Origin of the sequence: Amycolatopsis sp. (assembly GCF_025464955.1) — a bacterium.
GTDB lineage: Bacteria > Actinomycetota > Actinomycetes > Mycobacteriales > Pseudonocardiaceae > Amycolatopsis.
Genome location: NZ_JAODNM010000155.1, coordinates 1 through 19,170, shown reverse-complemented (window position 1 = coordinate 19,170; position 19,170 = coordinate 1). Strand labels below are relative to the sequence as shown.

Sequence of the window (19,170 nt, the reverse complement as noted above, 5' to 3'; positions counted from 1 at the left end):
GAGGCTGGTTTGCGTGAATCGACTCGCGTCCGCGACCAGTCCGTACCTGCTGCAGCATGCCGACAACCCGGTCGACTGGTGGCAGTGGGGCGAAGACGCACTGTCCGAGGCCAAGCGGCGTAACGTCCCGATCCTGCTGTCCGTCGGGTACGCGGCCTGCCACTGGTGCCACGTGATGGCGCACGAGTCCTTCGAGGACGTCGGTACGGCGTCGCTGATGAACGCGAACTTCGTCAACATCAAGGTGGACCGCGAGGAGCGGCCGGACATCGACGCGGTGTACATGGCCGCGACGCAGGCGATGAACGGCAGCGGCGGCTGGCCGATGACGTGCTTCCTGACGCCGCAGGGGGAGCCGTTCCACTGCGGTACCTATTATCCACCGAAGCCGCGTCAGGGGATGCCGTCGTTCCCGCAGCTCCTGGTCGCGATCTCGGAGGCGTGGACGTCGCGTCCGGACGAGCTGCGCGAGGGTGCGTCGCAGATCATCGCGCACCTGACCGCGCGCAGCGGCCCGCTCACACAGTCCGTTGTGGACGCTGAGGTGCTGGACATCGCGGCGGCGAAAATTGCCGCGGACGTCGACCCGCTGAACGGCGGATTCGGTGGGGCGCCGAAGTTCCCGCCGTCCATGGTGCTCGAGTTCCTGTTGCGCCACTACGAGCGCACGGGTTCGGAAAAGTCACTGTCCGTTGTGGAACTGACGGCCGAAGCGATGGCGCGCGGCGGCATCAACGACCAACTCGCCGGCGGCTTCTCGCGGTACTCGGTCGACGCCGAATGGATCGTGCCGCATTTCGAGAAGATGTTGTACGACAACGCTTTGCTCATGCGGATGTACGCGCACCTCGCGCGCCGGACCGGCTCGAAGCTGGCGCTGCGGGTGACCGATCAGATCGGCGGGTTCCTGCTCGGGCACATCAACTCCGCCGAAGGCGGCATCATCGCGTCCCTCGACGCGGACACTGACGGCGTCGAAGGCCTGACGTATGTCTGGACACCGGCGCAGCTCGTCGAGGTCCTCGGCGAGGAGGACGGCACCTGGGCGGCGGAGTTCTTCGGGGTGACCGCCGAAGGGAACTTCGAGGACGGCGCGTCGACTTTGCGGCGGCTGCGGGATCCCGATGACGAGGAGCGCTTCGAGCGCATCCGCAACGCGCTGCTCGCCGTGCGTGAGGACAGGCCCCAACCCGCTCGGGACGAGAAGGTGATCGCGGCCTGGAACGGGCTGGCCATCACTGCGCTCGCTGAAGCGGGCGTCGCATTGGACCGGCCGCACTGGGTTTTCGTGGCCGGGCTCGCGGCGGAGTTCATTGTGGACAACCACATCGTCGACGGGCGGCTGCGGCGTAGTTCGCGTAGCGGCGTCATCGGCGACGCGGCCGGGGTGCTGGAGGACTACGCATGCCTGGCTGACGGTCTGCTGTCACTTCACCAGGCGACCGCGGAGCCGCGGTGGCTCGACGTCGCCGTCCAACTGCTCGACGTCGCGTTGGAGCGGTTCGCCATGCCGGATTCGCCGGGTGCTTACTACGACACCGCCGACGACGCGGAAACACTCGTCCAGCGGCCGTCCGATCCGACCGACAACGCGAGCCCGTCGGGGGCTTCCGCGCTGGCGGGGGCACTGCTCACAGCGTCGGCGCTGGCCGGTGCGGACAAGGCGTCGCGTTACCGCGAGGCGGCCGAGCAGGCGCTGAGCCGAGCCGGCGCGCTCGCGGGCCAGGCGCCACGCTTCGCCGGGCACTGGCTGACCGTCGCCGAGGCGTTGCAGGCCGGTCCGGTGCAGGTCGCCGTCGTCGGCGCGGACACCGACGCACGCGTTGAGCTGGTCACGGCCGCGGCGCGGGGGATCCATGGCGGCGGCATCGTGCTCGGTGGTACCCCGGGCGCCTCGGGCGTGCCGCTCCTGGCCGACCGTCCACTGGTCGGCGACGCCGCGGCCGCCTACGTCTGCCACGGCTATGTCTGCGACAGCCCCGTCACCACCCCCGACTCCGTCACCGCCCTGCTCTGACCCCACCTCCACCCGGGCGCTCTTGTACAAAAGTGCCCTCCTGCTCTATCCGTGGGTGCTGGTTGATGTGGACTGGCTGCGTTTTACCGCAGCACGGACCGGGGCGGGCGGGGAGTCCCTGGCAGGTGCGAAGGCCGGCCGGGTCGTGTCGGTGTACGGCGAAAGCCGGTGTCAGGCCGACGAGTCCCACCTTCACCACCAGCCGACCACGCCTGGCACAAAAGTACAAAAGTGCGGGTTCTGCTGGGGGCGAACGAGGGGTGGACTGGCGGGATTTCGGCGTAGCGTTCGTAGTGTTGTAATCATGTAATCGCCGAATCAAGGTAAGGCTAGGTGGCGGACATGCACACGCACTTCAGGAAAGGCCGGGGCGGCTGGCAGCAGGGCGAGGTGCCGGCGGCGGACGACGCGGCCGCGTGGCTCGGCGGACGTCTCCCCGACGAGTGGTTCACCGGGGCCCCCGTGGTCACGGTCGACCGTGAAGAAATCGTCATCGTCGGCGAGCTCCCCGCGCTGACCGACGAGTACGCCGACGACGCGGCCCGCGCCGCGGCGGAGGATGGCCGGATCAGCCGGTTCCGCGAGGACACGCGGGACTCGCGCATCGAGATCGCGCGTCAGGCCGAGCACCGCTACCAGCGCAAAGTCGCTTGGGGCGCGCGCATCGGCGGCACCGAGCAGTTGTTCACCACCTTCTCGGCGCCCGTCATGACCAGGCTCCGCCAGCGCGAGCGGCTGGTGCTGGACACCCTCGTCGACTCCGGCGTCGCGCGTTCACGCTCGGAGGCGCTCGCGTGGGCGGTACGCCTGGTCGGCGAGCACGCCGACGCATGGCTCGGTGAGTTGCGAGAGGCCATGACGAAGGTCGACGACGTGCGTACCAAGGGCCCCGACCTCGGCTGACGTCCAAGCTGCGGATATGAGGCAGGCCGGCTACCACTTGTGGCCGGCCTGCCTCATATCCTCATAAAAACCCAGCTCAGGAGTACACAGCCAGCCAGATCGCGATGTAGTGGGCGGTGGCGGCCAGTACCGTGCAGGCGTGGAAGAACTCGTGGTAGCCGAACGTGTTCGGCCAGCGGTTCGGCCAGCGGGTGGCGTAGAAGATCGCGCCGACGGTGTAGAACAGGCCACCGACGGCGAGCAGGACGACGGCCGCGATCCCGGCGTGGTGTGCCATGTTCGGGAACACGAACACCGCCACCCAGCCCAGCGCGATGTAGATCGGCACGCCGACCCAGCGAGGCGCGCTCGGCCACAGCATCTTGAGCGTCACCCCGGCGATCGCGCCGCCCCACACCACGGACAGCACGACGTACCCGGTGGGCTGCGACATCGCCAGCAGGGTGAAGGGCGTGTACGTCCCCGCGATGAACAGGAAGATCATCGAGTGGTCGGCGCGTTTCATCCACTTGTAGGCCTTGGGGCTCCACACGCGCCGGTGGTAGAGCGCGCTCACCCCGAACAGGCCGAGCACGGTCAGGCCGTAAACCGACACGGCCAGCGCGGCCTTCGCCGACACGGTCGACGCGGCGAGGCTGATCAGGGCGGCGGCACCCGCCAGGGCACCGAAGAACGACCAGAAATGCAGATGCCCCCTGAGCCGGGGGCGAGTGTCGACGGTGCGGGCTGGGCCGGACTGTGGGGGCTCGGTCGCTACGCTCACTTAACCAGGCTACGTGAGCGTAGGTTTTTGGCTAGGGTGTCGGCCTGTGATGCTGCCCGGATCGCCGGAGGGCTGTGGCGATTCACACTCGCCCGGGAGAGTGCGTACGCTCCGATGACGTGAGTCTTCGGTCCTTCTTCTCCGACATCGTCTACAGCGCCTACGGGCGACGGCTGATCCAGCAGGCCGCCGGTCGGCATCCGCGTCACATCGCCATCATGCTCGACGGAAACCGCAGATGGGCGCGTGAAGCCGGGCTCGTCGACGTCAGCGACGGGCACCGCGTGGGTGCCAACAAAATCGCGGCGTTCCTCAACTGGTGCCGCGAGGCCGATGTCGAGGTGGTCACGATGTGGCTGCTTTCCACCGACAATCTCGACCGCGCCACCGAGGAGGTCGCCGCGCTGCTCGAGATCATCCCCGACGTCGTCGAGGAATTGGCCGAGCCGCAGAACCCCTGGCGACTACGGATCGTGGGCGCTCTCGACCTTTTGCCGACCGTCACCGCGCGTCGGCTGACTTCGGCCGCCCAGCGAACCGCGGACCGCAATGGCATGGAGGTCAATATCGCGGTCGGGTACGGCGGGCGGCAGGAAATCGCCGACGCCGTGCGCAAATTGCTCCAGCAGCACGCCGACGAGGGCACTTCGATCCAGGAGCTGGCGAAAATCCTGGACGTCGACCATATCTCGGAGCATTTGTACACCTCGGGCCAGCCGGATCCGGATCTGATTATCCGCACCTCCGGCGAGCAGCGGCTATCCGGTTTCCTGCTGTGGCAGTCGGCGCATTCGGAATTCTGGTTCACCGAGGCCTATTGGCCGGCGTTCCGCCGGGTCGACTTCCTGCGGGCCATCCGGGACTACGCCTGGCGGCACCGCCGTTTCGGCAGCTGAGCCGGTTCAGTGCATGAAGAAGGCCCCCGGAGTGATCAGCTCCGGGGGCCTTCTTCATCAGCTGCTAGTGCCCGTGGTGCAGCGAGTCCAGGATCAGCTGCGGGGTGGTCGCAATGCCCGCGTAGGCGCTGGAGATCAGGGACGCGGCACCGTAGCCGAGCGCTCCGCCACCGGCGTTGAAGTGCTCAAAAGCGTCCCAGAACGTGAACGGGCCGTGGTGTTCACCGGCTTGCATGTGCGAGGCCGCAGCGATCGCGGGGGCCTGAGCGGGAGCCGCGGTGGCCGCGAATGCGGTCCCGCCGACGAGCATGAGGCCAGCGGCGGTAGCGGCGACGAATCCAGCCTTCTTCAGCACTTTGTACACTCCTACTTGTCGATAATCGGGGTCCGGGGCACCGAACGAATCCGGTGTTTGTCCCGCCCCACAGAAATTACTCCAGAGTCGTCCGCCGTGATGCTCCTGTGACCCCATTGTGTGAGTCCGAAATGGTCTGGTTCACTCGGCCGGGTTCAGTGTTGAGGAATGAACCTGCACGTTATCCACGACCGTGGTACAAACCGTTTTCCCCACTTTTGATCAACATTCCGTCATTAAGTGGGGCGATTTCTCCCGGTCGAAGGTTACCGAGAAGAGTGAGTGATTACGCAGAGTGAGTCAGGGTGGATCGGCGATGACTCTCACTCCTCGTTGATGGACCGCGACCGACGGTGAGGTGACGAATCGGCGAACCACCCGTGTGGCTGCCTGCACGAAAGCCCGAACGCAGGTAACTTCCGGGGTGAGGGTTCGCGTCCCATGCGGACTCTCACGGGAGGCCCTGGTCGTGGCTGTGGCGGAGCGGACGGTTGAACCGTCCATGAAGCGCACGAGGGGGCCGGCACCCGGCCCTCGTGGACGCGAGAGCTGACGCACCAGCGTCAGCCAGAGCGGACCAGCCAGGGAGGATGCCCGGCCCAGCGAGTGCGGGCGTGTGGTGCCACGCCCACGAGGGAGATGCCGTCGTGACTGCGCAGCGTTCACCCCGTAAGGCCTCTGGCCGCTCTTCGACCGGTGCCTCTGGCACTGAGAAAGCCTCGATCTCACCTGAATCCCAGCGGTGCACCTATGTGCTTGACACCTCGGTGCTGCTGTCCGATCCATGGGCGTTCACCCGTTTCGCCGAACACTCCGTGGTCCTGCCACTGGTAGTGATCAGTGAACTGGAGGGTAAGCGGCACCATCCCGAACTGGGCTGGTTCGCTCGTGAAGCGCTCCGCATGCTTGACGACCTGCGGCGAACGCATGGCCGGCTGGACGCGCCGATCCCGATCGGCGACTCCGGCGGCACGCTGCACGTCGAGCTCAACCACTCGGACCAGTCGGTGTTGCCGCCAGGGTTCCGTACCGATTCCAACGACCATCGGATCCTGGCCTGTGCGCTGAACCTGGCGAACGAGCTGCCGTCGGTCACCCTGGTCACCAAGGACATCCCGTTGCGCGTCAAGGCCGGTGCCGTCGGGTTGGACGCCGACGAATACCGCGCCCAGGACGTCACGCCGTCCGGCTGGACGGGGATGGCCGACGTCGACGTCCAGTCGAACGTGCTCGACGCGTTGTTCCAGTCCAGCTCGATCGACCCGCTGGACTACGGCATGGACGACGTCGCCGAGATGCCCTGCCACACCGGTCTCCGGCTGCTGTCCGGCAGCTCCAGCGCGCTGGGGAGGGTCACCGCGGACAAGCGCATCAGGCTGGTGCGCGGGGACAAGGAGGCATTCGGCCTGCACGGCCGGTCGGCTGAACAGCGGATCGCGCTGGACCTGCTGCTCGACTCCGACATCGGGATCGTCTCGATGGGCGGCCGGGCCGGTACCGGCAAGTCCGCGCTCGCGCTGTGTGCCGGCCTCGAGTCGGTGATGGAACGCCGTGCGCACCGCAAGGTCGTGGTGTTCCGGCCGGTCTACGCGGTCGGCGGCCAGGAGCTCGGTTACCTCCCCGGTTCCGAAAGCGAGAAGATGCAGCCTTGGGCACAGGCTGTGTTCGACACGCTGGGGGCGCTGGTCAGCCAGGAGGTGCTGGAGGAGGTGTTCGACCGCGGCATGCTCGAAGTGCTGCCGTTGACGCACATCCGAGGACGCTCGTTGCACGACACGTTCGTGATCGTCGACGAGGCGCAGTCACTGGAACGAAACGTGCTGCTCACCGTGCTGTCGAGGCTCGGTACGGCGTCGCGGGTGGTGCTCACCCACGACGTCGCGCAGCGCGACAACCTCCGCGTCGGCCGTCATGACGGCGTCTCGGCGGTGATCGAAAAGCTGAAGGGCCACCCGCTGTTCGCGCACGTGACCCTGACGCGGTCCGAACGGTCGCCCATCGCGGCCTTGGTGACCGAAATGCTGGAGGACCACGGCTAAGGGCCTGGGTCGCGTCTCAAGACCCCTCAGGGCACCCTCATTGCGACCCCTCGCAGTGCGTTCAACGCACTGCGAGGGTCGCAATCAAGGTGGCCTTGAGCGAACGTCGCGGACCTACCAGCCTGACGGCAGTGGGCGGCCCTCGGCGAAGCCGGCGGCGGACTGGATGCCGAGCACGGCGCGGGCGTGGAACTCTTCGACGGTCCGGGCGCCGGCGTACGTGCACGCCGAGCGGACGCCGGAGCCGATCGAGTCCAGGAGGTCCTCGACGCCTGGCCTGGCCGGGTCCAGTGCCATCCGCGAGGCCGAGATGCCCTCTTCGAACAGGCCCTTGCGCGCCCGCTCGTAGACGTTGTCCGTGCGGGTCCGGGCGCCGACGGCACGCTTGGACGCCATCCCGAACGACTCCTTGTACGGCCGTCCCTGCTCGTCGTAGCGCAGGTCGCCGGGGGATTCGTGGGTGCCGGCGAACCAGGAGCCGACCATCGCCGCCGAAGCGCCCGCCGCCAGCGCCAGCGCGACGTCGCGGGGGTGCCGGACGCCGCCATCGGCCCAGACGTGCTTGCCCAGCTCGCGGGCCGCGGCCGCGCACTCGGCGACCGCGGAGAACTGCGGGCGGCCGACGCCGGTCATCATCCGGGTCGTGCACATCGCGCCCGGTCCGACGCCGACCTTGACCACGTCGGCGCCCGCGTGGATCAGGTCGCGGGTGCCTTCGGCGGTGACGACGTTGCCGGCGACGACGGGCACGCGCGGGGACACCGACCGGACCGCCTTCAGCGCGGCGATCATCTTTTCCTGGTGGCCGTGCGCGGTGTCGACGACGAGCACGTCGACACCGGCGGCCAGAACGGCTTCAGCCTTCGCGGCGACGTCGCCGTTGACACCAACGGCGGCCGCGACGCGCAGCCGGCCGCTGTCGTCGACGGCCGGGTCGTAGATTCCCGCCCGCAGGGCCCCGACTTGGGTGAGCACCCCGGCCAGCCGGCCCTCGGCGTCGACACCCAGCGCGATCCGGGCGCCGTGGTCGTGGAGCAGCTCGAACACCTCACGCGGCGGCGTGTCCAGGCTGACGGTGACCGCGGCGGGCGTCGCGACGTCCGCGAGCCGTGCGAAGCGGTCGACACCGGCGCAGGCTGCTTCGTCGACAACGCCGACGGGCTTGCCCTCGGCATCGACGACCACGACAGCGCCATGCGCGCGTTTGCCGACCAGGTTCAGCGCGTCGGCGACGGCGTCTCCGCCGGTCAGCACCAGCGGGGTGTCCCAGACGGTGTGGCGGCTCTTGATCCAGCTGACGATCTCGGCGACGGCCGCGCTGTCGACGTCCTGCGGGAGGACGACGAGCCCGCCGCGCCTGGCCACCGTTTCGGCCATGCGGCGGCCGGCGACGGCGGTCATGTTGGCGACGACGATCGGGAAGGTCGCGCCGGTCCCATCCACTGTGGACAGGTCGACGTCGAAGCGGGACTCCACGTCCGAACGGTTCGGTACCAGGAACACGTCGTCGTAGGTCAAGTCGTGGGCGGGCTCATGCCCGGGCAGGAAGCGCACGAGTCCCCAGGCTACCTGCATGGGACACTGGGCGCGTGGCCGACCGGGATCGAGATGACAGCGGACGCGCGCGCAACGCCCGTCCCCGCGACGGTCTGGGCAGGCCGCTGCCCTACGGCTCCGCGGGCGTCGAACGGCAGCCCGAGGGCGTGCCGCGGACCCCGGACGAGACCCTCGTAGAGGCTCAGCGGCTGCTGGACGACGGCAAGCCGTTCCATGCGCACGAGGTGTTCGAGGACGCCTGGAAGGCCTCCGACGAGCCCGCGCGCGGCCTGTGGCGCGGGCTGGCGCAACTTGCGGTGGGCCTCACCCACGCCCTGCGTGGCAACGTCAACGGCGCTGTGTCGCTGCTCGACCGGGGTGCGCTGAACATCGAGCCGTACCGGGTGGATCCGCCGTACGGCATCGACGTCGCCGGCCTGCAGACCTGGGCCCGCGCCCTGGCCGACGAAGCGAAAGTGCGCGTCCGTACCGAGCCGTCCGTGCCCCGGCTCGTGAGTGTTCCGGCCGGTTAGAAGCGGCTCAAACACTCACGAGACGTTACGGCGCGTCCCAGCCGGTGGAGGCGGCCTTCTCGGCGCCGATCGTGGTGCTTTCGCCGTGTCCGGTGTTGACCGTGGTGGTGTCGGGCAGGGCGAAGAGCTTGGCCCGGATGGACTTCACGATGGTCGGATAGTCCGAGTACGACCGGCCGGTGGCGCCGGGGCCGCCGTGGAACAGCGTGTCGCCGGTGAAGACGACGCCCAACTCGGCCGAGTAGAGGCAGACGGCGCCGGGGGCGTGTCCCGGGGTGTGGATGACCTGGAACCGGGTGCCGGCGACGGTCAGGACCTGGCCGTCGGCGAGTTCGCCGTCGGGCGCGCGGTCCGGGTGGGTGAGGTTCCAGACGACCTGGTCCGCGGGGTGGAGCAGGATCGGCGCCCCGGTGAGCTCGGCCAGCTCCGGCGCGGCATTGACGTGGTCGTTGTGCCCGTGGGTGCTGACGATCGCCTGGACTTTCCGCCCGCTGACGACGTCGGCGATGGCCTTCGCGTCGTGGGCGGCGTCGATCACGATGACCTCGGTGTCGTCCCCGACGATCCACACGTTGTTGTCGACGTCCCAGCTGCCGCCGTCGAGCTCGAAGACACCGGACGTGACCAGGTTTTCCACTATCGCCGCCATGCGCCCGACTTTAGTGGAGCACCCCGGGTGAACTTGGGTACCGCTGGTATCTACTTGTGGGTAAGGTTACTGCTGGTAGGTACTTACGGTGAAGGGGCTTCCGATGACCCGCACGCATGAACTCCTGGCCGAACCGCTCAAGCTGCGGTGCGGCGCCGTGCTGCCGCACCGGCTGGCCAAGTCCGCTTTGAGCGAACAGCTCGGCGACCGCCGCAACGCGCCGAGCCGCGAGCTCGCCGAGCTGTACCGCACGTGGGCGCGCGGTGGCGCGGGCGTGCTCGTCACCGGCAACGTCATGGTCGACCCGAGTGCGCTGGGCGAGCCGCGGAACGTCGCGCTGCCCGCCGAACCGGACCCGCGGATGTTCCGGCCGTGGGCCGGCACCGTCCGCGGCACCGACGCGCAACTGTGGGTCCAGCCGAACCATCCTGGCAGGCAGAGCCCGCGTTTCCTTTCGCGCCAGCCTGTCGCGCCGTCGGCTGTCCCGTTCGGCGACCGTGGGATCCGGTCGGTTTTCGCCACTCCGCGTGCGCTGACCGGAGCCGAGATCGAGACGATCATCGAGCGGTTCGTCCTCGCGGCGCGCACGTTCGTCGACGCCGGGTTCACCGGGATCCAGCTGCACGGCGCCCACGGCTACCTGATCTCGCAGTTCCTGTCGCCACTGACCAACCTGCGCACCGATGAATGGGGCGGGGATGCGGTGCGGCGCAGTCGTTTCCTCTTCGAACTGGTCCGGCGCATCCGCGCGGAGATCGGCGACGGCGTGCCGTTGTCGGTGAAACTGAACAGCGCGGACTTCCAGCGCGGCGGTTTCGACGAGGACGACTCGCTCGACGTCGTTCGCGGGCTCGGCGAGGCCGGGCTCGACCTGCTGGAGATTTCCGGTGGTACCTACGAAAAGGCCGTGATGATGGGTGCGTCGCGCGCGAGCACGGTTCGTCGGGAAGCATACTTCCTCGACTATGCGACGAAAGCGCGCAAGGTCAGCGATGTCGCCCTGATGGTCACGGGCGGGTTCACCACCGCGGCCGGGATGACCGAGGCATTGGAGTCCGGGGCGCTGGACGTCATCGGGCTTGGCCGGCCGATGACCGTCGATCCGGAGCTGCCGCGTCGTCTGCTGGACGGCGAGGACGCCCGCGCGGAGCGGTTGTGCCCGAGAACCGGCATCCGTCTTGCGGACAGCTTGCTGGAAATCCAGTGGCACACCCAGCAAATGCACCGCGTGGCCGCCGGTAAGCCGGTCGATCTGCGTCGAGGTGCCTTGCGATCACTGGTGACGGCCGGAATCAACGACCCATTCAACGCCTTCCGTCGCGTCCGGGGCTGATTTTTGTCGGTGATCGGCGCTACCTTCGAGGTTCACGTACTGGAGGGGTGGGATGGCCGAGCCCGACGAAATCATGACGCGTATAGGCAGGGGGATCGAGCTGCGGACGCTGGGGGAGCGCGAGGCCGCCCGCACGTTGTTCGCGGAGGTCTGGGCGGAGATCGGTCCAGAAGGTGACGCACTGCATCGGTGCGCGCTGGCGCATTCGATGGCAGACGTCCAGGACGACCCGCGCGAGGAACTGCGCTGGGACCTGCTCGCGCTCGACGCCGCGGACTCGGTGACCGACGACCGCGTCCACGAGGCGGGTGTGGCAGGTTCGGTTCGCGGGTTCTACCCGTCCCTGCATTTGAACCTGGGCGAGGTCTACCGGAAACTCGGCGACGCCGAAAAGGCGATGGACCACCTCGTATTGGGAGGCGCGGCCGTCGACGCCCTCGGAGACGACGGTTACGGCCGCATGATCACCGGCGGCCTTGACGCCCTCGCCACACGGCTGGGCCAGCTCAAGCGGTAGGTTGCCGCTTCGCCAGGGCGCGGTCGAGGCCCAGGGCGCCGAACGCGAGCGCGGTGAACAAGACGCCGACGAGCACGCAGTTCAGGCTGACTCGGCCGTATCCGAGTGTCCCCGCGTCGACGAACGGGTAGGGGTAGTAGTTGATGATCGCCCCGCGGATGAGCGTCGTGGCCAGCCACGCGAGCGGGAAAACCAGTGACCAGCCGGCGATTTTCGCGGTGAGGGTGCCGCGTGGGCCGAAGACCAGCCAGCCCAGGACGCACAGGATCGGCGACACCTTGTGCAGCAGGGTGTCGGCGACCAACGCCGAGCCGGTCAAGTGGTGCAGGTTGGCCAGCGCGACCTGGAAAACCACCCCGGTGACGATGATCCCGACGACCCCGTCAAGGCGCAGCACGCGGAACAGCGCCGACGGGTGCGACAGGTTCAGCGCGAGCAACAGGCTCGTGACGCCGACCAGCAGGTTGGAGTCGATCGTGAAGAAGCAGAAGAGGTTCCCGACCCGCGAGGCGGGCGAGGTGAACCGGCCGGCGTTCGCTCCCGCTGTCACGGAGATCTGGACCACCAGGCCAACCAGTGCCACCAACGCGGTGGCCGCGAACCAGGCGTGAGCCGCCTTCGGACCGAACATTCGGCGACCGTACTGCCATCGCGATCATTGCGCGAGACAGCCCGTAAACCCTCAAGGCCACTTTGAGTGCGGTGAACGCACTCAAAGTGGCCTTGAGGGGCCCTCGTGATTCCTTACTTAAGCGCCTTGATCAGTGCAGGTACGAAGACCGAGGCGTCGATTGTGCCCCAGCCGCTGACAGTGTCGAAGCCCTTGGCAGCAGTGAAGCCGGTGACGCCGCTCTGGCTGTTGTCGCCGGTCGTGACGTCGATGATGCCGGCCTTGGTGCCCTTCGGGCCGAGCGTGTTGTACAGCGCCGGGTTGATCTGGCCGAGCCGGCCGTGGTTCGCCTGGACAGCCAGTGCGAGCACGCCCGCGAACAGCGGCGAAGACTGCGAAGTGCCGTGGATGCCTTCCATGCTGATGTCCGGGAACGACCGCATGGTGCTGCCGGTGGCCTTCTTGACCCCGTTCTGCCACGACGGACGGTCGTAGACCTTCGACAGGCCGGCGCCCGAACCGAAGCCGTTGTCCCGCACGTTGACGACGTCGTCCGGCTTGGTGCGCGCGCCGGTCGAGTCGAGGTGGAACTGCGTGGCGCCGAGGCTGGTGACCAGCGGGTCACTGGCCGGCCAGCTCGCGACGCGGTACGGGTAGGTGGCGCTTCCGTACAGCTCGCCGCCGGTCGGGCCGTCGTCGCCGGAGGACGCCACCAGCGTGACGCCCGCCTTACTCGCGCGCTTCAGCGCCGGATCGAGCGTCTTGATTGAGTCGAACGTCGGGAAGTTCTCCTCGGTGGTGCCGAAGCTCATCGAGATGACGTCGGCCAGTTTGTGCTGGGTCATGTAGTCGACGGCGTTCATCATCTCCGGCAGCCCGGTGAAGCCCTGCGTCTCCGCGACGGGCGTGGCCGCGATGATGATCTTCGCGTTCGGTGCCATGGCGTGCATCATCGTGATGTCGAGGTCGGTCTCGCCGCCCCAGGACTGGCAGGTGGCGGTGTCGACGCCCGGGTCGGTGCAGGCCGGGACGGAACCCGAGGGCGAGATGACTGAGAGGTCGGCCGGCGGGAGGCCGTGCGCGGTCGAGTAGGCGTCGAGGACGGCTTTCGCCTTGTCGTCGCCGAACGAGACCAGCGTGGCGACCGAAGTCCCGGCGCCGGTGATGCCCGCGTTCCACAGCGTCGTCGCGTTGTAGAGCTTGCTTTCCGTGGGCAGCGTCGCCATCGCGGCGTCGAGCTTGGCGACCCGCTCCTGCACCGTGTTCGCGCCGACGAATGACTCAGCCGCGGCGGAGAAGTGATGCTTGGCCGGCTGGTGGGCCGTGTTCGGTACCGGAGACGCGCCTGCGGGTGCGGCCAATGCCGCACAGGCGAGTGCTGTGCTCGCGAGCAACGTCGTGGCCACTGCCAACCGATTTCTCATCAACTCTCCAGAATCCCAGAAGTCCATGGATGTTTCCCCCGGGTGCAACCTATAACCGATGACCCCGCAGGACCGCCTACTTTGGTCTGGACTATCCGGCTGCGCGCCAGGTCGTGATCAACCGCACGACGACCACGGCGAGTGCGAGCAGCGCGACCGCTAGTACCCCCGCTGACCAGCGGTCTTCCTGTCGCGACGTCGTGCCGACCGCGACCGGCAGCAGCACGAGTGACGTCGCCAGGTAGGCCAGATGGGTGGTCGGCTCGGGGGTCTGGTGCCCGCCGATCAGCCCAACGACGTCTAGTACGGCCTGGACCACCAGCGCCAGTTGGATGAGCACGAACATCGGCGCGAACCCGCGAAGCCGGTATCGCCCGGTGAAAACGGCCACGACCAGAGTGAACGCCGTCGCGAGACAGGCCAGGGTGGTGCCGAACGCGAGAGGATCGATCACGAGTCGACGTCGGCTGAAGCTGCTGTTGCGGCCCTGGCGTTGGCGGCTTGGCGCTTACGCTTTTTGGTCGAATGCCGAAACAGCCAGGTGGACAGCCCGGTGACCGTCAGCGCCAACGGGGTCAGTCCGAGGACGAACAGCCCGATCCGCCACCACCCGTTCGCCAGCCAGCCGAAGTGCAGTGGTTCGAAGACCTTATCGTAGAACGCATTCCCGCCCGGTTCGGCGGCCGCGTCGCCGACGACGGAGGTGTGCGCCGGGTTGTGGGCGTCGACATAGACCATGACGTCGCCGGAGAAGAAGCCTCGGTAGTTGTAAGGCGCGTAGCCGTTCGAGACGGATACAGCGTAGTAGGCGGCTTCGCCTGGTCCTCGCGGGGTTTGCAGGTAGTGGATTTCGCCCGGATACCGTTGCAGCGCTGCCTTTGTTGCCCCGTCGACGCCGATGTCCACCGCATTGGACGGTGCGGCGTCGGCGGTGAAGCTGTACCGGTTCGGGTCCGCGGAGTGGCCGCCGGTGATCGCCAGCCAGGCGTCCTCGACCTTGGGCAGCTCGAACGCGGTGCCTGTCACGCCCCAGAGGAAGACCATCGGCACGGCGATGATGCCGATGACGTTGTGCAGGTCGTAATCGCGGGCGAAGCGGCCTTTTTTTGCGCGGACGCGGAACCCGCGCGACATCCGCCGGAAGCCCGGCCACCAGGTGATGAGCCCGGTGATCGCCAGGAAGATCATCAGCAGGCCCAGCAGCGCGAGCAGCGCCGAACCCCAGGTGACGGTCGCCAGCCAGGCCATTCCCATGGTGGGCACGGGTTTCGCCAGCCAGGACACGTAGCCCGGGTCGTCCTGGCAGGTCAGGCCGCAGTCGTGGAGGTTGGCGAGGAAGCCCATCACGCCGCTGTCGATATTGGCGCTGCCGTTGATGTGCCCGGTTCCGGGGTCGACGGCGTAGATGTCGGCGAACGCGGGATCGCCGACGGCGAGGATGCCGCCATCATTGCTGACCCAGGCCGCTTTGAACTCGGGATGGGCCTTCGTGACGATGTCCACCGCCTGTTGCGGCGTGATGGGGTTCGCACTAGCACTGTGCTGGTAGAGGTCGCCGTGGGTGGACCGGAAGTACTCGGCCCGGTAGAGCAGGATCGCCCCGGACGTCGTCTCGATGACCAGGAACAGGCCCAGGACCAGCGACAACCAGCGGTGGGTGACCACCATGCCGCGGCGCACCGGCCGCCGCCTCAGCCACCGCCGGACGGGACCCTTCGTCGTCACCGGCGCTTGGGCGGCGGCCTCAGTTCTCGTCATCGCCTCGGCAGGAGGCTGCTCGGCCGCGGAGATGGTCACCGAGGTAGGTTAGCCTTACTTAACTATTGAGGTCCAGGGCCTTTCGTTGTGACCTACTCGTGCAGAAGCGCTCGGACGGCGTCGATGGTGTCGGCGTCGGCGGCCTCCTTGTCCGGGCGATAGCGCACGACCCTGGCGAACCGCAGCGCGACGCCGCCCGCGTATCGCGTGCTGCGCTGAGCGCCGTCGAGCTCGATCTCGACGACCAGTTCGGGCCGCGTGAACACCGTCCAGTCGGTGCGGCGCTCCTCGATCTCCTGGAACTTCTCGGTCTGCCAGGCCAACAACTCGTCAGTCAGGCCCTTGAACGTCTTGCCGACCATGATCGGTGGGCCGCCATCCGGGTCGCGCGCGCCGAGATGCAGGTTCGACAGCTTCCCGGTGCGCCTGCCGTGCCCCCATTCGGCGGCGAGGACGACCAGGTCGAGCGTGTGCACCGGCTTCACCTTCAGCCACGCCCGACCCCGCCGGCCCGCCGCATACGTCGAGTCCAGCGACTTGACCATCACACCCTCGTGCCCAGCCGCCATCGCCTCGGCGAGGACAGCTTCCGCGTCCTCAGGTTGAATCTGACCAGGGATTATGTGCTCACCTGCGACCTTCCGCAGTGCCTCGTTGCGTTCGCTGAGTGGCGCATCGAGCAGGTCCTGCCCGTCGAGGTGCAGGCAGTCGAAGAAGTACGGCCGCAGCAGCAGGGCCCGGACCTGTTCCTCCCGGGTGCTGCCGAACCGGCTCATCGTGTCCTGGAACGGGCGGGGCCTGCCGTCGTCGGCCAGTGCCAGCGTCTCGCCGTCGAGCACGACGGACTCACACGGGAGCGCGCGCACCAGGTCGACCAGTTCGGTGACGCTCGAGGTGATCTCGCGCAGGGTCCTGGTGTAGATGTGGACCTCGTCGCCGCTGCGGTGCACCTGGATTCGGGCACCGTCCATTTTGTACTCGACAAGCGCGGAAGCGTGCTCCGCCATGGCTTCCTCGAGCGACTCCGCCGGTGACGCGAGCATCGGCCGGACGGGCCTGCCGACCTCCAGCGTGAACGCTTCGAGCGCGTCCTGCCCGCCCGTCCGCGCGGCGAGCGTCGTGACCGACAGCTCCCCGGAGAGCATGAACGCGCGCCGGACGGCCTCAGCGGGAACCTCGGCTGCCGCGGCGACGGCGTCCAGCATGACGCCTTCCAACGCGCCCTGCCGCAGCTCGCCGGTGAGCAGCCGGAACAGGAACTCCTGCTCGGCGGCGGTGGCGCGCGCGAACAGCGAGTGCAACAGCTCAGTGCGCAGCTTGACGGACCCGCTGCCGGACAGTTTCCCCAGCTCACCGAGCACTGCGTCGACCTCGGAGACGGTCACCGAAGCCTCCGCGGCCGGAGGCGCGCCCACCTCGGACAGCGTGCGCCAGCCGGTGCCGACGCGGCCCTGCGTGGGCTGGCCGGTCAGGAACGCCGCGACCGCGCCCAACTCGTCAACGCCGGCAGCCTGCACTACGGCCGCCAGGGTGGCGATCTTCTCCTTGCGCGAGCGCGTGGCAGCCACTGCGCCGGACGCCGTCACTACCTCCGCGAGCAACATAGGAGACATCATGCGCCTGACCACCGACAAAGTCGGCTCGAGCGCGCTCGTCAGGGTTCGAGCCGGGCCTCTTCCGAACGCGCGTTCCGGGGGGTCGGGTCGGCGATCCAGCTGGCGAGCAGGGCGAGCGCGCGCTCGGACTCGGAACCGGCCTCGGCGGTGTAGGTGACCAGGCCCTGGTCCGGATCGCCGGGCAGGCGCAGCGTCTCGTAGTGCAGGCCGAGGTCCCCGACGATCGGGTTGCGCATGTGCTTGAGACCGAAAGCCTTCTCCTGCACCGACTGCCGGGCCCACATTTTGCGGAAGTCCGCGCTCTGCACGGAAAGTTCGCCGATGATCTGGGCCATGTGCGGGTCGTTCGGGTGCTTTCCGACTTCGGCGCGGAGGTTCGCCACGACCTCCTTGGCCACGGACTCCCACTCGGGATGGAGGTCGCGGGCCCGCTCGTCGAGGAAGAACATCTTGCCGATGTTGCGTTCGACGGGCGGATACGCGCCGAAGTCGAACGCCAGCGCGCCACCGAGCGGGTTCCACGCCAGAACGTCCATGTAGCGCCCGAAAACGAACGCGGGCACGCCGATCACGTCGAGCAACCGCTGCAGCTCCGGCCGGACTCGCTGTGCTTTCGGTGGAGTTACGCGTTTGCGCTTCGGCGCGGCGAGGTTGCGCAGGTACGCGTCCTCGTCGGCGGTCAGCCGCAGCGCGCGGGAAACCGCTTCGAGGATGGGCTCGGACACGTTGCGCGCGCGGCCCTGCTCCAGCCGGGTGTAGTAGTCGACGCTGATCCCGGCCAGCTGCGCGAGTTCTTCGCGGCGCAGGCCGGCGACCCGGCGCTGGTTGAGCCCGGCCGGCAGGCCCAGGTCTTCGGGGTCGAGCGCCGCGCGGCGTGCCTTGAGGAACGCGCCCAGTGTCTCTGCGTCAGCCATGTCGACAAGTATCCAGGTTCCGCCGCCGGCCTGCCTGGTCCTGGCAGACCCAGGTTGAGCGTGACCTGGTCCGAGCTCGCCGCCGGTCGCAGAGTGGGTCTCAGCAACGAAGACCAAGAAGCGCTTAGGAGCGGGAAATGCAGCGACGAATTCTCGGCGGAACCGGTATCTCGGTCAGCGAGTACGCCTTCGGCGCGATGATGCTCGGCGCCTGGGGAAACACCGACCACGAAGACGGCATCCGCATGGTGCACGCCGCGCTCGACGGCGGCATCAACTTCATCGACACCGCGGACATGTATTCCCAGGGCGAGAACGAGCAGATCATCGGCAAGGCGCTCAAGGGCAGGCGCGACGACGTCGTGCTGGCCACCAAGGGCCATTTCACGATGGGGCCGGACGACAACCACGGCGGAAACTCGCGCCGCTGGCTGACCCGAGCGCTGGAGGACAGCCTGCGGCGGCTCGACACGGACTACGTCGACCTGTACCAGATCCACCGCCCTGACCACACGACCGACATCGACGAGACGCTGTCCGTGCTGACGGACTTCGTGCGCTCCGGGAAGGTGCGCGCGGTCGGTTCGTCGGTGTTCCCGGCGGAGCAGATCGTCGAGGCGCAGTGGGTTTCGGAAAAGCGCGGGCACGTCCGGTTCCGGACCGAGCAGCCGCCTTACTCGATCTTCAACCGGTCGATCGAGAAGGCCGTGCTCCCGACCACGCAGCGCTACGGCATCGGCGTGCTCACGTGGAGCCCGCTGGCGAGCGGCTGGCTGTCCGGGCGCTACGACAAGGCGTCCGACGTCGATCTCACCGTAGGCCGCCGGTCGCTGCAGCAGCACAAGTTCGACCCGACATTGCCGGCGAACGCGGTCAAGCTGGACGCCATCGCGGAGCTGAAGAAACTGGCCGCGGAGATCGGACGCCCGCTGACGCACCTCGCGCTGGCGTTCGTCCGGGCGCACCCCGGGGTCACGTCCGCGATCATCGGGCCGCGGACGCGGGAGCAGCTCGACGACCTGCTCGCCGGTGCGGACCTGGTGCTCACCGGTGACGTGCTGGACCGGATCGACGAGATCGTGCCCCCGGGCGTCGACCTCAACCCGGCCGACGCCGACTACACGCCGCCCGCCATCGCCGACAAGGCGCTCCGGCGGCGGTAAGGGGGTGGCTCGTGAGTGTTCCGGCCGGTTCTAGCCGGTGTCCCAGCCCAGGACATCGTGAACAGTTTATGTCTCAGAACATCGTGAACACTTGCCCGGCCAGCCTGCATGGTCACCGGTCCGAACCCGGTGACCATGCACCAT

At 68.1% G+C, this 19,170-nt stretch carries 18 protein-coding genes; 8 read left to right on the top strand and 10 right to left on the bottom strand.

Annotated elements, in window-relative coordinates; all coding sequences use genetic code 11:
* Positions 1 to 13: 13 nt before the first annotated feature.
* Together JWQ81_RS39460 and JWQ81_RS39455 are read left to right on the top strand one after the other, a co-directional pair.
* Positions 14 to 2,017, top strand: coding sequence for a thioredoxin domain-containing protein (locus tag JWQ81_RS39460; RefSeq protein ID WP_297549971.1), 2,004 nt, complete (start codon positions 14 to 16; stop codon positions 2,015 to 2,017).
* 342 nt (positions 2,018 to 2,359) lie between these two features.
* Positions 2,360 to 2,920, top strand: coding sequence for a hypothetical protein (locus tag JWQ81_RS39455; protein WP_297549969.1), 561 nt, complete (start codon positions 2,360 to 2,362; stop codon positions 2,918 to 2,920).
* 76 nt (positions 2,921 to 2,996) lie between these two features.
* On the opposite strand, the gene JWQ81_RS39450 is transcribed toward JWQ81_RS39455, so the two are convergent.
* A complete protein-coding gene (locus tag JWQ81_RS39450) occupies positions 2,997 to 3,683 on the bottom strand; it encodes a hemolysin III family protein (RefSeq protein WP_297549967.1) in 687 nt (228 codons plus the stop codon).
* 119 nt (positions 3,684 to 3,802) lie between these two features.
* On the opposite strand from JWQ81_RS39450, the gene JWQ81_RS39445 reads away from it, so the two are divergent.
* A complete protein-coding gene (locus tag JWQ81_RS39445; RefSeq protein WP_297549965.1) occupies positions 3,803 to 4,579 on the top strand; it encodes an isoprenyl transferase in 777 nt (258 codons plus the stop codon).
* A 64-nt stretch (positions 4,580 to 4,643) separates the two neighbouring features.
* Here the strand turns inward: JWQ81_RS39445 and JWQ81_RS39440 are convergent, their stop codons facing one another.
* Positions 4,644 to 4,934, bottom strand: a complete 291-nt coding sequence (locus tag JWQ81_RS39440) for a hypothetical protein (RefSeq protein ID WP_297549963.1) — start codon at positions 4,932 to 4,934, stop codon at positions 4,644 to 4,646.
* 647 nt (positions 4,935 to 5,581) lie between these two features.
* On the opposite strand from JWQ81_RS39440, the gene JWQ81_RS39435 reads away from it, so the two are divergent.
* Positions 5,582 to 6,973, top strand: coding sequence for a PhoH family protein (locus tag JWQ81_RS39435; protein WP_297549961.1), 1,392 nt, complete (start codon positions 5,582 to 5,584; stop codon positions 6,971 to 6,973).
* A 114-nt stretch (positions 6,974 to 7,087) separates the two neighbouring features.
* Here the strand turns inward: JWQ81_RS39435 and JWQ81_RS39430 are convergent, their stop codons facing one another.
* On the bottom strand, positions 7,088 to 8,527 hold the full coding sequence (locus JWQ81_RS39430; protein WP_297549959.1) for a GuaB1 family IMP dehydrogenase-related protein: 1,440 nt from the start codon (positions 8,525 to 8,527) through the stop codon (positions 7,088 to 7,090).
* 35 nt (positions 8,528 to 8,562) lie between these two features.
* Here JWQ81_RS39430 and JWQ81_RS39425 point away from each other — a divergent pair, with 35 nt between their 5' ends.
* Complete coding sequence (locus JWQ81_RS39425; RefSeq protein WP_297549957.1) at positions 8,563 to 9,042, top strand: DUF309 domain-containing protein; 480 nt, start codon at positions 8,563 to 8,565, stop codon at positions 9,040 to 9,042.
* A 25-nt stretch (positions 9,043 to 9,067) separates the two neighbouring features.
* On the opposite strand, the gene JWQ81_RS39420 is transcribed toward JWQ81_RS39425, so the two are convergent.
* Positions 9,068 to 9,691 (bottom strand): MBL fold metallo-hydrolase, encoded by a 624-nt coding sequence (locus tag JWQ81_RS39420; RefSeq protein ID WP_297549956.1) that lies wholly within the window; start codon positions 9,689 to 9,691, stop codon positions 9,068 to 9,070.
* Between the two features lie 103 nt (positions 9,692 to 9,794).
* On the opposite strand from JWQ81_RS39420, the gene JWQ81_RS39415 reads away from it, so the two are divergent.
* Together JWQ81_RS39415 and JWQ81_RS39410 are read left to right on the top strand one after the other, a co-directional pair.
* On the top strand, positions 9,795 to 11,024 hold the full coding sequence (locus JWQ81_RS39415) for an NADH:flavin oxidoreductase/NADH oxidase family protein (RefSeq protein ID WP_297549955.1): 1,230 nt from the start codon (positions 9,795 to 9,797) through the stop codon (positions 11,022 to 11,024).
* Positions 11,025 to 11,097: 73 nt separating this feature from the next.
* Positions 11,098 to 11,541, top strand: coding sequence for a hypothetical protein (locus JWQ81_RS39410; RefSeq protein ID WP_297549953.1), 444 nt, complete (start codon positions 11,098 to 11,100; stop codon positions 11,539 to 11,541).
* On the opposite strand, the gene JWQ81_RS39405 is transcribed toward JWQ81_RS39410, so the two are convergent.
* From JWQ81_RS39405 to JWQ81_RS39380, 6 genes are all read right to left on the bottom strand, one after another.
* Positions 11,531 to 12,172 (bottom strand): Pr6Pr family membrane protein, encoded by a 642-nt coding sequence (locus JWQ81_RS39405; RefSeq protein ID WP_297549951.1) that lies wholly within the window; start codon positions 12,170 to 12,172, stop codon positions 11,531 to 11,533. The two genes, JWQ81_RS39410 and JWQ81_RS39405, sit on opposite strands and share 11 nt — an antisense overlap.
* Before the next feature lie 113 nt (positions 12,173 to 12,285).
* Positions 12,286 to 13,575, bottom strand: coding sequence for a S53 family peptidase (locus JWQ81_RS39400; RefSeq protein ID WP_297549949.1), 1,290 nt, complete (start codon positions 13,573 to 13,575; stop codon positions 12,286 to 12,288).
* 91 nt (positions 13,576 to 13,666) lie between these two features.
* A complete protein-coding gene (locus JWQ81_RS39395) occupies positions 13,667 to 14,029 on the bottom strand; it encodes a hypothetical protein (RefSeq protein WP_297549947.1) in 363 nt (120 codons plus the stop codon).
* A complete protein-coding gene (locus tag JWQ81_RS39390; protein ID WP_297549945.1) occupies positions 14,026 to 15,372 on the bottom strand; it encodes a PepSY domain-containing protein in 1,347 nt (448 codons plus the stop codon). Before JWQ81_RS39390 ends, JWQ81_RS39395 begins: the two co-directional genes overlap by 4 nt.
* Positions 15,373 to 15,425: 53 nt before the next feature.
* Complete coding sequence (locus tag JWQ81_RS39385) at positions 15,426 to 16,937, bottom strand: ATP-dependent DNA ligase (protein ID WP_297549943.1); 1,512 nt, start codon at positions 16,935 to 16,937, stop codon at positions 15,426 to 15,428.
* Between the two features lie 50 nt (positions 16,938 to 16,987).
* Positions 16,988 to 17,863 carry a helix-turn-helix transcriptional regulator gene (locus JWQ81_RS39380; protein WP_297549941.1) on the bottom strand — a complete coding sequence of 292 codons (876 nt, stop codon included), beginning with the start codon at positions 17,861 to 17,863 and terminating at the stop codon, positions 16,988 to 16,990.
* A gap of 137 nt (positions 17,864 to 18,000) precedes the next feature.
* Between JWQ81_RS39380 and JWQ81_RS39375 the strand changes: the two genes are divergently transcribed.
* Entirely contained in the window at positions 18,001 to 19,026 is a 1,026-nt protein-coding gene (locus JWQ81_RS39375; protein ID WP_297549939.1) for an aldo/keto reductase, read from the top strand.
* The last annotated feature ends 144 nt before the right edge of the window (positions 19,027 to 19,170 follow it).